15 protein-coding genes are annotated in these 14,180 nt (G+C 36.6%); 10 read left to right on the forward strand and 5 right to left on the reverse strand.

The window, feature by feature from the left end; all coding sequences use genetic code 11:
• Nucleotide 1: 1 nt before the first annotated feature.
• A complete protein-coding gene (locus AABJ51_RS03350; RefSeq protein ID WP_338374400.1) occupies nucleotides 2-595 on the reverse strand; it encodes a TetR/AcrR family transcriptional regulator in 594 nt (197 codons plus the stop codon).
• Nucleotides 596-1,049: 454 nt separating this feature from the next.
• Here AABJ51_RS03350 and rplU point away from each other — a divergent pair, with 454 nt between their 5' ends.
• The gene (gene rplU / locus AABJ51_RS03355; RefSeq protein ID WP_026625063.1) at nucleotides 1,050-1,361 is read left to right on the forward strand and encodes a 50S ribosomal protein L21; all 312 of its coding nucleotides are present in this window, start codon (nucleotides 1,050-1,052) and stop codon (nucleotides 1,359-1,361) included.
• 21 nt (nucleotides 1,362-1,382) lie between these two features.
• On the forward strand, nucleotides 1,383-1,652 hold the full coding sequence (rpmA, locus tag AABJ51_RS03360) for a 50S ribosomal protein L27 (protein WP_287610685.1): 270 nt from the start codon (nucleotides 1,383-1,385) through the stop codon (nucleotides 1,650-1,652).
• Nucleotides 1,653-1,747: 95 nt separating this feature from the next.
• Here rpmA and AABJ51_RS03365 read toward each other — a convergent pair whose 3' ends face one another.
• Genes AABJ51_RS03365 through AABJ51_RS03375 form a run of 3 tightly spaced genes read right to left on the reverse strand, consistent with a single transcriptional unit; the run spans nucleotide 1,748 to nucleotide 4,574 of the window.
• A complete protein-coding gene (locus tag AABJ51_RS03365) occupies nucleotides 1,748-2,473 on the reverse strand; it encodes a DUF4276 family protein (RefSeq protein WP_026625065.1) in 726 nt (241 codons plus the stop codon).
• 15 nt (nucleotides 2,474-2,488) lie between these two features.
• The gene (locus AABJ51_RS03370; RefSeq protein WP_321577242.1) at nucleotides 2,489-3,631 is read right to left on the reverse strand and encodes an AAA family ATPase; all 1,143 of its coding nucleotides are present in this window, start codon (nucleotides 3,629-3,631) and stop codon (nucleotides 2,489-2,491) included.
• A gap of 43 nt (nucleotides 3,632-3,674) precedes the next feature.
• On the reverse strand, nucleotides 3,675-4,574 hold the full coding sequence (locus tag AABJ51_RS03375; protein ID WP_035330972.1) for a DUF8429 coiled-coil domain-containing protein: 900 nt from the start codon (nucleotides 4,572-4,574) through the stop codon (nucleotides 3,675-3,677).
• A gap of 487 nt (nucleotides 4,575-5,061) precedes the next feature.
• Here AABJ51_RS03375 and mdh point away from each other — a divergent pair, with 487 nt between their 5' ends.
• From mdh to AABJ51_RS03415, 8 genes are all read left to right on the forward strand, one after another.
• Nucleotides 5,062-6,003 carry a malate dehydrogenase gene (gene mdh / locus AABJ51_RS03380; RefSeq protein WP_026625068.1) on the forward strand — a complete coding sequence of 314 codons (942 nt, stop codon included), beginning with the start codon at nucleotides 5,062-5,064 and terminating at the stop codon, nucleotides 6,001-6,003.
• 119 nt (nucleotides 6,004-6,122) lie between these two features.
• Nucleotides 6,123-6,875: a hypothetical protein gene (locus AABJ51_RS03385; RefSeq protein WP_338374401.1), complete on the forward strand. Its 753-nt coding sequence runs from the start codon at nucleotides 6,123-6,125 to the stop codon at nucleotides 6,873-6,875.
• A 12-nt stretch (nucleotides 6,876-6,887) separates the two neighbouring features.
• Nucleotides 6,888-7,610 carry a hypothetical protein gene (locus tag AABJ51_RS03390; protein ID WP_338374402.1) on the forward strand — a complete coding sequence of 241 codons (723 nt, stop codon included), beginning with the start codon at nucleotides 6,888-6,890 and terminating at the stop codon, nucleotides 7,608-7,610.
• A gap of 142 nt (nucleotides 7,611-7,752) precedes the next feature.
• Nucleotides 7,753-8,877, forward strand: coding sequence for a DNA polymerase III subunit beta (gene dnaN / locus AABJ51_RS03395; protein WP_338374403.1), 1,125 nt, complete (start codon nucleotides 7,753-7,755; stop codon nucleotides 8,875-8,877).
• An 81-nt stretch (nucleotides 8,878-8,958) separates the two neighbouring features.
• Nucleotides 8,959-9,729 carry a 3'-5' exonuclease gene (locus AABJ51_RS03400; protein ID WP_026625072.1) on the forward strand — a complete coding sequence of 257 codons (771 nt, stop codon included), beginning with the start codon at nucleotides 8,959-8,961 and terminating at the stop codon, nucleotides 9,727-9,729.
• Between the two features lie 129 nt (nucleotides 9,730-9,858).
• The gene (locus AABJ51_RS03405) at nucleotides 9,859-10,443 is read left to right on the forward strand and encodes a 50S ribosomal protein L25/general stress protein Ctc (protein ID WP_026625073.1); all 585 of its coding nucleotides are present in this window, start codon (nucleotides 9,859-9,861) and stop codon (nucleotides 10,441-10,443) included.
• Nucleotides 10,444-10,454: 11 nt separating this feature from the next.
• Nucleotides 10,455-11,018: an aminoacyl-tRNA hydrolase gene (pth, locus tag AABJ51_RS03410; RefSeq protein WP_338374404.1), complete on the forward strand. Its 564-nt coding sequence runs from the start codon at nucleotides 10,455-10,457 to the stop codon at nucleotides 11,016-11,018.
• Nucleotides 11,019-11,138: 120 nt separating this feature from the next.
• The gene (locus AABJ51_RS03415) at nucleotides 11,139-11,564 is read left to right on the forward strand and encodes an RNA-binding S4 domain-containing protein (protein WP_026625075.1); all 426 of its coding nucleotides are present in this window, start codon (nucleotides 11,139-11,141) and stop codon (nucleotides 11,562-11,564) included.
• A gap of 59 nt (nucleotides 11,565-11,623) precedes the next feature.
• Here AABJ51_RS03415 and AABJ51_RS03420 read toward each other — a convergent pair whose 3' ends face one another.
• Nucleotides 11,624-14,170 (reverse strand): ATP-dependent Clp protease ATP-binding subunit, encoded by a 2,547-nt coding sequence (locus tag AABJ51_RS03420; protein ID WP_338374405.1) that lies wholly within the window; start codon nucleotides 14,168-14,170, stop codon nucleotides 11,624-11,626.
• Nucleotides 14,171-14,180 lie beyond the last annotated feature (10 nt).

Below are 14,180 nucleotides of genomic sequence, written 5' to 3' on the forward strand. Positions count from 1 at the left end.
ATCAATCTTTTTTCTTTTTTATGCCTTCAAATATAAGGTGTGATATGTTTAGATATCTTCTCTTATTATCGGAGTCAATCGGATTTATAAGTCCCCGTATGTAGGGTACTTCCAAGCCTCTTAAGGCATTATGTAATATTTCGGCCGTAAAATCTACATCAGGCATGGATAAAGAACCTTCGTCTACTCCTTTTTGGAGTATTTCTTTAAGTATCTGGGTTTCTTTTCGGTCGAATGTCTTTCTTACATTTTGTACGCGCCATATATCTCTGAAAAAGTCGGCACGGAGATTACCGTTTCGGGCAACAACTTTTTTTACTGCATCTAAACGGGTGTAGAAGAATAGCATGAGCTTTTCATCAGCAGGAAGGTCTTTTGCCGCAACATCTTGCAACGCCTTCATCATATTGTCGAGTTCGGTCTCAACAACGGCTTTATATACCTCGTTTTTATTGTTGAAATAGGTATATAATGTACGTCTACCTTTATGAGAAGCTACTGCTATATCGTTCATAGTTGTGTTTTCCACACCAAGCTTTGCAAAAAGTTGGCGGGCAACGTCAATAAGCATATTTCTGGTTTTGGTAATTGCCATAAATTATGAAATTGCACAATGATTGATATTGTGTGCAAAAGTAATAGAAAAAAATTAAGTACGCATTTTCATCGACTTTTTATTTTAAGGTCTCAGGCCTTTTTGTTTTTTTTATCTATAAGTAAAATGTTTTTTGAGGTCGCAGACCTTTCTTGTTAAAGAGCGTTTTTTTGATAAGTGGACAATGTTTTTTTAAGGGGGTTCGCAAGAAAAAAAGGTATCATTCAGAAAAGTGCAGTTTCTCTGTAACTTTTGTAACCTTTTCTGTATGGCGAGGATTATTCTAACAAGAAGACAGTAATTAATTTGATATGTTTTCCCTAAAAATCAAAAGAATAGTTTGTTCGGTTCTGAATTTTTTCTTATTTTTGCACCCTGATTGCTAATAGGCTGACAAGTAATTGCATAAAGTGATTCGCCTCAGGCACATAACTTGTATAAATTTATATTGCAAATGTACGCAATTGTAGAAATTCAAGGACAACAATTTAAAGTAGAAAAAGGTCAAAAGTTGTTCGTTCATAAAGTAGCTGGAGACAACGGATCTGATTTCGAAGTAGAAAAAGTATTATTGGTTGACAACAGTGGAGCTGTAACAGTTGGTGCTCCTTATGTAAGTGGTGCTAAAGTTGTACTTACAGTCGGAGATGATGTGAAAGGCGAAAAAGTTTTAGTTTTTCACAAAAAAAGAAGAAAAGGACATCGTAAATTGAACGGTCACCGTCAACAATTTACTGAAGTTACAGTTAAAGATATTATTGCTTAATCAGTTAAAATTTAGAAGAAAATGGCACACAAGAAAGGTGTAGGTAGCTCGAAGAACGGCCGTGAATCGGAAAGTAAACGATTAGGCGTTAAAGCATTTGGTGGTGAAACAGTAAAAGCTGGAAACATCATCGTTCGTCAAAGAGGAACAGCTCATCATCCAGGTGAAAATGTGGGTATCGGTAAAGACCATACTCTATATGCATTAGTTGATGGAGTAGTAGTTTTCCGCAGAAAGAAAAACGAAAGATCATTTGTGTCTGTTCTTCCTAAGACGGAAGCAGAAGCTTAATCTATTTGATCTTAATCATATAAAGCAGACTGAATGTAAATTTAGTCTGCTTTTTTATATATAAGTCGAATGATGTATGTGTATGGGGAGTAAAGTTATTGTGCAGGTGATTTTATCTTTTTTACCGATTCTATAGCCTGAATAAGAGTGTCCAAAGATGGTAGTTTTTTTCTTACATCATGCCGAAGTTTGTTGAAATCGAGTCTGTTTACCATTTTTTCTACTTGCCATTGTTTTTTAGTATACGATTTACCTACTAATTTGTATATACGATTTAGATCTTCCGATGGATGTTCTCTGGATACCGGATCTACAGTATAAGGATCGAATCCTAAGTGATGCTCTATAAAACGACCTGTAAGTCTTTTATCTATTTTCATGAAGTGGCTGGTTTCGGCAAGAAACCATGTTTCAACTTCTCTTACTGCGACAACTATATCAAAGGGGCTATTCAGGTTTCTTAATGCGTATGGCAAAAATTTTAAACCTTTTTCGAGTCTGGGCAACTCTTCTATCGGCAATGGGTATAAATCCCGAAGTCCTACAATGTAGTTGTAACCGCTTTCCCGAAGACTGTATATATTATCGAGTATTTCGGATTTTACGCGGTTGTCCGAGCCACAATCATATATGAGGACTGTGTATGTGGGCTTGCGTGAAATACTGTAATTCCTCACAAACTCCCGTTTCGGAGCATTAGTTCCTCCTGATATTTTCTTTTGTATAATGGTAACATTACCGCTGCCAATAATCTCTTTTACAAGCCTATTGACAAAGATTTGTTCGGTTTGTCCTTCGACAAAGAATGCAATCTTTTTCATGTGAGTTGCTTGAGACTATTCTTCTTCTTGGTTTTCGAATCCGTGCAAGTAAAAATCTGTAGCAAGGAAATCGAAGTTGTTCAATCCGGTATATTTATAATCATCAAAAATATCCTTCGAATTGACGTAATTGTAGAATAACGAATATTTAGGTAAACGTTCTATAATTGTCCAGTATTTAAGGGGTATCTTATTCATTATGTACCGATCGTTGGTAGTTATGAATATCTGGAGGTATGAGTTATTTATTTTATGAATCAGTATGTCGATAAGTGATTTGGAGCGTGCAAAGTCCAATCCTTCACCAAGATCGTCAATAAGCAGACATACCGACATTTTGCTCATTAATGAGTAGTTGAGTTGTATGATAAAAGACAGTGCACGGAACATCCCTTGAGACATATCGACTTGCAGGGTAGGGGTTGGCAGTTCTTCTTCCTGTACGGATATGCCGATTCCTCTTTTGTTCTTTAGAAGATCTACCTCACTGATGGAGTACCCTATCTGATTCATGTCGGCGATTATCGCTTGAATAAAACCGGCTCCAAAATCTTGTTTCCCTTTTGAGAATAAAGAGATTATATTATCAGGGTCAAGTCCTTTAGCTAATAGCAGGTTGTCGAATTCATCCTCTGAAACCAATAACGTGTTTTTTTCTATCTGATTAGTGAATGTATAATAACGGAGAGCATTACTCCACTCATAAATTTCTGCTATGTAGGGGAAATCTTCTTGGTTTGCGTGCAGCGATGTAATGAATTCGTTGTCTGATAAATCAAGCGGAATATTACCTTTTGCTTTTTCCGAAAATATACTGTTCTTTTCCCTGTTTATCTTCTCTATTCCGTTTACTGAGAGAATTTCACTGGTTATGGTAAAATCTTCAATAGTAATAGTATATTCGTATCTTGTGGAGTCTTCTTTGAGGGTTATCTGGTACTTTACATTTGGGTACTTAATCTGTGTGATTTTTTTACGTTCCGATAGTAGTCTTGCTATATCGCAGATTACCGCCAATGTACGGCTTTTGCCAACAGCATTCTTTCCCACAAACAAGTTGATATTTTGGAAGTCTGCCGGGTTACCATTCTTGTCTTCGATACCCCATTCGTATGGTTTACCTTCGTATCTTACATATCTTAGGCTTTCGATGATCATGATTTGTCCTTTATTTTCAGCTGTTTATCAAACGGCTATGATCTTATTTTTCTAATGAGAATGACTTAGACCCGATACGGTTTCCATCTGCAAAGATATCAACACGGTATGTTCCGGGCATTAAGAATTCTTCTACTTTCCAGAAAAGAGAAACATTTACTTCTTCTCCACCGTATTCTATTACACGTTTTATAGAATACTGAATGTTTCCGTTTTCGTAAGGGAATGTATTCGCTCTATTCTTTACTAATACATCGTCATCGGGTTTCATTATACGCACATAAATAGTTCTTTCCCCGGGTTCGGCTGTAATATTTTTGGTTACTGTAAATGAGACAATCAGTTGTTCTACTTTCTTTATCTTTTTCTGATCTTTACCTTTTAGATTTGTTGCCCGTACACTAATGGCGGTGGCATCTAGTTTGGCTGCACGAGTCACTTTTTCGTTTAGATTAGCTTTTTCCTGAGATACCTGATTCAAAGTACGGGTTGTTTCCTGATACTTATTAGTAATTTCTTCTTTCTCTTTCGTTAATTTTTCGTTAGCTCTATTTAGTGAATCAATCTGGGCAATATAAGATTTCAGTATTTTTCTGAGACTTGCCAATTCGTTGGTTAAACGGCTTATTTCAGCTTTGTCCGTTGCCTTTACAGTTCTCAATTCTTCTCTTAAACGCTGAACCTTAGCTTGCTCATTGCTTAATTGTTGTAAAAGAGAATCATTTTTGATTGATATCTTGAACCCTTCGTATTGTGTGTCAATGCTGGCATATTCATCTTCGAGCTGTTGTTTTGATATCTCGTTTACCTGCTGCATTTCTTCTAATTGAGATTTTTGGTTAAAGATAAAATACGCAGCAATACCCATCGCGACCAGTAACGCCACGATTATTGCTATTAATATTTGATTCTTTTTTGAAGATGTGCTTGCTTTTTGTTCCATAATTTCGTTTACTGCTAATTAGGCTTTTTAGGTCTCAGACCCATTTATTAATATCGTTCTGTTCGTTTAAGCTTTCAGATCTTTTGGTTGGCTTATTAAGTAAGCCTGCAACTATTTGTTGTGTCTGAAAGTAGGACGTTAAATACTTGCTTCTACTTTATTTTAGTACAAATATATTATGTTTTCGACAGATAATATATATATTGTTAAATACTTTATGATACTTTATGCTTAAATTGATGTATTTAAAGAAGATAACCGACTGTACCAGTTGTGCTTGTCGGAGAAATAAAAAGGTCTCTCATCTATCTTTCATTATTTTTAATAAAAAGTAAAAAATTAAATGTCTAAAATCTTCATATATTACAAATAACAAGCTAATTTTGTTTCTCTATAGAGTAATAGAACTTATTTATAACGAAAATAAGGATACACTCGTAAAAAAATGAACATAATAATATTAATATAAATACTAAAATAAGAAACCATGTCTAAAGTAACAGTCGTAGGAGCCGGAAATGTAGGTGCAACTTGTGCTAATGTTTTGGCCTTTAAAAAAATTGCAGACGAAGTTGTAATGCTTGATGTTAAAGAAGGTGTTGCAGAAGGAAAAGCAATGGATATGAACCAAACTGCTCAATTATTGGAGTTTAGTTCAAAAATAAAAGGTGTAACTAACGATTATGCGGCTACAGCTAATTCGGATGTGGTAGTTATCACTTCAGGTATTCCTCGTAAACCAGGTATGACTCGTGAAGAACTGATCGGGGTAAATGCCGGAATCGTGAAAAGCGTTGCCGAAAATATATTGAAATATTCGCCTAATGCAGTTCTGGTAATCATCTCTAATCCGATGGATACTATGACGTATCTTGCATCTAAAGTTACGGGTCTTCCTAAACATAAAGTAGTAGGTATGGGTGGTGCTTTGGATAGTTCTCGTTTTAAATATTATTTGAGTGAAGCGCTAGGTGTTAATCCTACCGAAGTTGAAGGTATGGTTATCGGAGGTCATGGTGATACTACTATGATTCCGGTTACACGTTTAGCTACATATAAAGGAATTCCTGTATCGGAATTACTATCAAAAGAGGCCTTGGATAAAGTGGTTGCTGATACTATGGTTGGTGGTGCTACCTTGACAGGCTTGTTAGGTACATCTGCATGGTATGCACCAGGAGCAGCCGGTGCGTCGGTTGTGGAAGCTATTCTGCATGATCAGAAAAAGGTAATTCCATGTTGTGTTGCTTTAGACGGTGAATATGGTCAAAGTGATATCTGTATAGGTGTACCTGTTGTACTTGGTAAAGGTGGATGGGAAAAAATTATCGATCTGAAACTAACAGCAGACGAAAAAGAAAAATTCGAAGCTTCTGCTGCAGCTGTACATAAAACAAACAGCGTACTAAAAGAAATAAAAGCTATTTGATTAGACTAAATAGCGAAAAGGTCTAAGACCTGAAATTTTTAATGATAAAGGAAATTCCGTATGGGATTTCCTTTATTTGTTCTATTTTTGCCATAATAATGAACAACACTTTTATTATTATGTATATTAGAGAATGGTATGTATTGATACTATTGATTTTCATATGTTTGCTTATTGGTTGTGATGGCAATCAAAAAAAGATTTCAGAGATAGATCAGAAACTTACTGTTTTATATGATCGAGGATGTGATATTTCAGATTCATTAGAGTTTAGGCTTGAGTTTGAATCGGCTTTATCAGATCCGCGGACTTTCTTTAATCATCTGGATAGCTTATCGACCCGAATGAAAATAAAACAGTTTAATGATATTAAATCATATGAATTGGCTATGCCTGAATGTACAAAGGTAAGCGAATCTTTTGTTGTTCAGAGTGATGAAGATTGTATATATATTCAATATCAAGGGGAGGATAAAAATGCTTACTGGCTCAAGATCGCAGAGATAAACGAAGGGCGTGCCATGTATAGAACGAAAGAATGGGTCAGAGATATTTATACCTTAGATGAGCAAGGTAAGAAATATTATGCAGTGGTGACATTTTTGTATAACGAAGAAGACGAGTTACAAACAGAAGAAGATTCTGGAGGAATGATACGTGTATATCGTAAAGATGGAAACGTATTAGTAAAAACAAATGAGTTATTCCCTTGTCGTAATATGTTTAATGAAGTACTAAGTCTGAGAATGGATAACTTTGCTTTTGATCCGAAAACAAAAACAGTATCTTATGATGAATATGGTTATACGCCAGGTGTAGATGGGGATATGAAAGTTATAGGACGTATAGAGTGGCAGTTGAGATATCATTGATTTAATCTGTTTATGAGAAATAAATTATTAGGGGTGCTATTTATGTTAGCATTTCTTACACCAGATATTTTGTCTCAGGAGGTAAGAAATATTCCAAGAGTATTAGAAAGTGTCTGGAATAAGAGACATCAGGTAAATGTTATACCAGATGATGCTTTGTCCGGAAATTACGAAATCTTAGTATATCCTTATATTCTGAGGGATGATGAGCAGGATGGAATTATCTATGCATTGGAGGTTTCGTGGGAAAGTGCGGCTATAGGCGGACGTTATATAATGGAGATTACTCCATTACAAGTATTGCTTTATAGTCAGCATGACAATCCTAATTCAAATTATTTATATTGGATGCATAATTTGCAAGATGGAGAATATCAGGTCATAAAAGCGCATCTCGAAAAACTGGCATCCGACGAGACCGATATTTTGACTGATTCTTATTCCGGTAAATTGTGTTTCATGTATAACTGGCTCTTTACGGATCCGGCCTTGCGGAATCCTGATAAGGTTGCTCGGTTAAGAGAACATACTATATACGAAAAATTATATGATCAGGCAATCAGAGATCATTTGTATCTGAATGCTTTCATCGTTGTGAAAGAAATAAATGAATGCTTGAAGAATACTCATATTGATTTTCCTGAAAAGGACGATTTTTTCAGAACAAAAATCATCCGTATGATAAATGATAAGAGCGAGTTGAATGATACCGGAATAAGTGCAGATCTAGAATAACTATAGTACACTTTTATAGCTAAATATAAAAGTTTTCCACATCAATGTCAATGAGAATTTATTGCATTTGGGGATAAAAAAAAATATCGTTACTTTTGTTTAAATTAATCTGATTTTATTGTAACTTAATAAAACTAAATATATGAGATTTGTTGTATCTAGTACTGCTTTACTAAGTCATTTGCAGTCAATAAGCAAAGTAATCAATTCAAAAAACACATTGCCTATATTAGATTGTTTCTTATTAGAACTGAACGACTCTAAACTGACGCTTACAGCTGCAGATACAGAAACACGTCTTGTAACCTCGCTCGAAGTCGGTGAAGTTGAAGGTTCCGGAAAACTGGCTATCAATGCCCGTAATCTTTTAGATCCGTTAAAAGAACTGCCCGATCAGCCATTGACATTCGAGATCAATGACGATAATCTCGAGATATTTATTTATTTCCATAATGGAAAATATAATTTTATAGGTCAAAGCGGAGAAGAATATCCACAGCCTAAAGAATTGAAAGAAACAGCTATCAGTCTGACAATTGATCCTCTGTTGCTGTGTACTGCTATCAACCGTACATTGTTTGCCAGTGCTGATGATGAGTTAAGACCTGTAATGAATGGTATCTATTTTGATATCACAACCGAAGATCTTACATTCGTTGCTTCTGATGGGCATAAGTTGGTTCGAAGTAAAACTTTGTCGGTAAAAGGCTCTGAAAGAGCTTCTTTTATCCTGCCCAAGAAACCTGCGAACTTATTGAAGAGTTTGCTTCCCAAGGAAAATGAAGAGGTAAATATCAAATTTGACGAAAATAATGCTTATATAACTCTGTCGAGCTATACTATGACTTGCCGTTTTATAGAAGGACGCTATCCTAATTATAATTCGGTAATTCCGAAAGACAATCCCAATAAAGTAGTAGTAGACCGTCTTTCATTTCTGAATGCATTGAAGAGAGTTTCGGTATTTTCTAATCCTGCAAGCAGTCTGGTGCGTTTGCAGTTATCAGACAATCAGATGTTGGTATCGGCTCAGGATATTGATTTTTCGACAGCAGCCGAAGAAACAATTCCTTGTCAATATGAAGGCACTGCAATGAATATCGGTTTTAAATCAAACTTTCTGATTGAGATATTAAACAATATTCCGGCAGCGGAAGTTTCATTGGAATTGTCAGATCCCTCAAGAGCAGGACTTATATTTCCAATTGAAAAAGAGGAGGGCGAAGATTTGCTGATGCTTCTTATGCCTATGATGCTAAACGATTAAAAGAAGTTACTAACACAAAATATCTAAAGCATTATCATTTCCGGCTTCGGAGATGATAATGCTTTTTAAAGGCTTATAATAATGGAATTAAATCTTAAGAATCCGATCGTTTTTTTTGATCTGGAAACAACCGGAACTAATATTACTCATGACAGGATCGTCGAAATTTCGGTCTTGAAGGTTTTCCCGAATGGAAAGCAAGACATAAAGACAAAACGGATCAATCCTGAAATGCCCATCCCTGCGGAATCGACAGCAATACATGGTATTACAGATGAAGATGTAAAGGATGCTCCGACTTTTCGTCAGGTTGCAAAATCATTGGCAGACCAAATCGAAGGATGTGATTTAGCAGGTTTTAATTCCAGTCGATTTGATATACCTTTATTGGCAGAAGAATTTTTGAGAGTTGGTCTTGATGTCGACTTTTCAAAGAAAAAGCTGATAGATGTACAGATTATCTTTCATAAAAAGGAACAACGTACATTAGAAGCTGCCTATCGTTTTTATTGCGATAAAAATTTGGAAGACGCACACTCCGCTGAAGCAGATACTTTAGCAACTTTTGAAGTTCTGAAGGCTCAGCTCGATAAATATGATGATTTGCCGAATGATATGGCAAAATTGGCAGAAGAATATTCGTTCTTTAATGATAATGTCGATTTGGCAGGACGTATTATCCGAAATGAGAACGGAATCGAAGTTTTCAATTTCGGTAAACATAAAGGAAAGCCTGTATCGGAAGTTCTACGTGTTGAACCGAGTTTTTATGCCTGGATGATGGATGCCGATTTTCCATTAAATACCAAACAAGCTTTAACTAAAATCAGGCTGAGAGAAATGAATAAGTAAACTATTCAACTATACCCGATTGTATATTCTAAATAATAGACTATCTTTGCAGTCGCTTTTCCGGCAAGCCCGTGTGATGGGAAATAAGGAATAGTCCTTAATTTTGAGTAACACATTTAAAATTAGAAAATGAAAACATTTGAATTAAAAGGATCTTTAAGATCAGATTTAGGAAAAAAGGCTACAAAAGCTGTTCGTAAAGAAGGAATTATCCCTTCAGTAATTTATGGTGGTGAAAAATCAACAGAAGCTATATCTTTTGGTGTTGCGGCATCGGATGTGCGTAAATTGATCTACACTCCAGAAATTTTCTTGGTAGATTTAAGCCTTGATGGAAAAGCTTACAAAGCTATATTGAAAGACATTCAATTTCATCCGGTAACAGATGAAGTTCTTCATTTAGACTTCCTTCATGTATTCGAAGATAAACCAATCGTAATAGAAGTACCTGTTGTGCTTGACGGTCTTGCTGAAGGTGTGAAAGCCGGGGGTAAATTGTCATTAGATACTCGTAAGTTGAAAGTTAAAGCATTGTATAATGCCGTACCTGAAAAACTTCATATCAATATAGAGCATTTAGCATTAGGAAAATCTATTCAGGTTGGAGAACTAAGCTTCGATGGACTTGAATTATTGAATGCTAAAAATGCCGTTGTATGTCGTGTTCAATTGACTCGTGCTGCAAGAGGTCTTGCTGCGAAGGGCGGTAAATAATAAGAAAATTGATGAAGTACTTGATTGCCGGTTTGGGCAACATTGGTGCAGAGTACCAATATACCCGCCACAATATAGGATTCAGAGTATTGGACGCTTTAGCTAAAGCGTCCAATATTGTTTTCATAGATAGACGTTATGGTGAAGTTGCTGAGCTGAAAGTAAAAGGCAAAACTTTGATACTATTGAAGCCATCGACCTATATGAATCTAAGTGGAAATGCTGTAAGGTACTGGCTGAAAGAAGAAAAAATTCCGGTTGAGAACTTGCTGGTTGTAGTTGATGATTTGGCTTTACCTTTTGGTTCCCTTCGTCTGAAAGGAAAGGGGAGTGATGCCGGACATAATGGATTGAAGAATATTCAATCTGTATTGGGTACACAAGTTTATTCGCGCCTGCGTTTTGGCATTGGCAGTGAGTTTTCAAAAGGGCGTCAGATAGATTATGTATTAGGCGAATTTTCGGATGAAGAAGAGAAGTCTCTTCCCGAGAGACTCGAAACTGCAGACGAAATAATAAAAAGTTTCTGTCTTGCAGGATTGCAGAATACAATGAATCAGTATAATAATAAATAGGTGAATTGAACTGCTAAGGTCTCAGACCTATTTATTACTTTGGTAAATAAAAACAGCCAAAAGCTGTTATAAACTCTAAGTATATCAATAAAATACTTTCTTTTACAGAGATCTATTGTTATGAAAGAAGGAAAAAATGAGGTTCGTATAGATAAGTGGCTATGGGCAGTCAGGCTTTTTAAGACTAGGACAATTGCTGTAGAGGCTTGTAAAAAAGGACGTATAGCTATATCCGGAACAACTATAAAACCATCCCGAAATATCAAAGTCGGAGAGGTAATACAGGTTCGGAAGCCTCCTATAACATATTCGTTCGAAGTTTTGGCTTTGGCTGATAAAAGAATGGGAGCCAAGTTAGTCCCCGAATTTATGAAAGATGTTACCCCGGCTTCAGAGTATGCTATACTTGAAGTTAGTAAAGCAAGCGGTTTTGTCGATCGTGGCAGAGGTTTGGGACGTCCTACCAAAAAAGAAAGACGAGACCTTGATGAATTTATAGACGATTCATTTTTTGATGAATGGGACTTTGATTCGGATGAAGGATAACAATAAAAAAGGTTGCAAGAATATAACTTGCAACCTTTTTCTTATTCATATTTCTATAATTATTCTACGTTAACAGGAGATTTCTGTACAACCTTGATCTTATTAGTTTCCTTGTCAAGAGTTGCTTCTATTATATCTCCTTCTTTCAGATTACCTGTCAATATCAACTCTGCAATCTCATCTTCCAGATATGTTTGTATAGCTCTTTTCAAAGGTCTGGCTCCAAATTGGATATCATATCCTTTGTCTGCAATGAAACCTTTAGCTTCATCTGTCAGAACCAATGTGTAACCAAGCTCTTTGATCCGGTTGTTGAAGTCAGACATATCGATATCGATGATCTTATTAATAGACTCTCTGCTCAATTGATCGAATGTGACAATGTCATCAATACGGTTCAGAAACTCTGGTGAAAATGTCTTGTTTAGGGCTTTCTGAATTATACCTCTTGAATATTCATTATTGATATTGTCAATTGCATTTCCTGCACTGAATCCAACCCCCTTACCGAAGTCTTTCAATTGACGTGTTCCTACGTTGGATGTCATAATCAGAATAGTATTCTTGAAATCTATCTTATGTCCCAAACTATCGGTTAAATGTCCTTCGTCCAACACTTGCAAAAGCAGGTTAAATACATCGGGATGGGCTTTTTCGATCTCATCAAGCAACACTACAGAATAAGGTCTGCGACGAACTTTTTCAGTCATCAAACCACCTTCTTCATAACCTACATATCCGGGAGGCGCTCCGACTAAACGGGATACAGTGAATTTTTCCATGTACTCACTCATATCGATACGGATAAGTGCATCCGGAGAGTCGAACAACTGTTCGGCTATCTTTTTAGCTAGGTGGGTTTTTCCGACTCCGGTAGGGCCTAAGAACATAAATGTTCCTATCGGTTTATTAGGATCTTTCAGTCCGACACGGTTGCGTCGTATTGCCTTAACTATTTTATCAATAGCATTGTCTTGTCCTACAACAGCTTTTTTCAGGGTGTCACCCATGCCCAGAAGTTTTAAACCTTCGGCTTCAGCAATACTTTGTACCGGAATTCCGGACATCATAGAAATAACCTCCGCTACTTTTTCTTCATCTACGGTCTGTGGTTTTTCTTTAAGCTGTTGTTCCCAGTTGGTTTCTTCCTGTTCGAGTTGAAGCAATAGCTGACGTTGTTTATCTCTGAAACTTGCAGCTAGTTCGTATTTTTGAGCTTTTACTGCATTCGTCTTCTGGTCCACTATTTCTTTTAAAGAATTCTCTAATTCTTCGATGATCGGCGGAACGTGTATGTTAGACAAGTGCATCCTAGAACCGGCTTCATCCAAGGCGTCAATAGCCTTATCCGGGAAGTTACGGTCGGTTATATATCTGTCGGTCAGCTTTACACAAGCCTCAAGAGCAGCATCAGTATATTTTACATTGTGATGCTCTTCGTAACGTTCTTTGATGTTCTTTAATATCTGAAGAGTTTCTTCGGCTGTAGTAGGTTCTACCAATACTTTTTGGAAACGTCTTTCGAGTGCGCCGTCTTTTTCGATATTTTTACGGTACTCATCCAAAGTGGTTGCTCCAATGCACTGTATTTCACCTCTGGCCAATGCTGGTTTCAACATATTAGCGGCATCTAGAGAACCTGTTGCTCCTCCAGCTCCGACAATTGTATGAATTTCATCTATAAACAAGATTATATTCGGATTTTTAGACAATTCATTCAGAATCGCTTTGATACGTTCCTCGAATTGTCCTCTGTACTTGGTTCCGGCTACAACCGATGCCATATCCAGAGAAATAACCCTCTTGTCGAAAAGAACTCTCGATACTTTTTTTTGTATAATTCGCAAAGCTAGTCCTTCAACGATAGCCGATTTACCAACGCCAGGTTCACCGATCAATATCGGATTATTTTTCTTGCGGCGGCTAAGTATCTGTGCCAATCGTTCTATTTCTTTCTCGCGACCTACTATCGGGTCTAACTTATTTTCTTGCGCAGCCTTTGTCATATCCGTACCGAAGTTGTCGAGTACAGGTGTGTCTGAGGCTTGACGAGACTGCTGGGTATTGACATTCTGGTATGGCGCAGCATTGTCCAGAGAGTCATCATCCTCGTCGTCGGTAAAATCTGCCCCCATTTTAGGTGACAAATCTTTATCTATTTCTTCTTCTGTTGAATTTTTGATATACATAAATGCTCCTGCGTAATTAAGGTTTCTCGATTCTAAAGTCTGTGCGGCAATGTTGTCACTATCTTTTAATATCGCCAGTAACAGATGTTCCGAATCGGTTTCTTTACTTTTAGTTAAACGAGCTTCTAATATGCTCAATCTTAATATTTTTTCAGTGCTTTTAGTTAAAACTACCTCTTTATTATCTGAATTGAGAGGCATATCTTGTTGGCTGATAATGCGACTGTCTACATCCAGCTTCAGATCATTCAGGTCTATCCCGAAGTCATTCAATGCCTGTACGGCCAATCCTTCCCCATTTCTAAGAATACCGAGCATCAAATGTTCAGGTCCCAGATATGAGTTCTGAAGACGTCCTGCTTCTTCACGGCTGTAGCTCATGATCTTGCGGACTCTTTGCGAAAAGTTATTTTCCATAATCTTTTAT

It is taken from the genome of Indolivaga capnocytophagoides (genome assembly GCF_036511535.1).
Lineage (GTDB): Bacteria > Bacteroidota > Bacteroidia > Bacteroidales > Dysgonomonadaceae > Dysgonomonas_A > Dysgonomonas_A capnocytophagoides.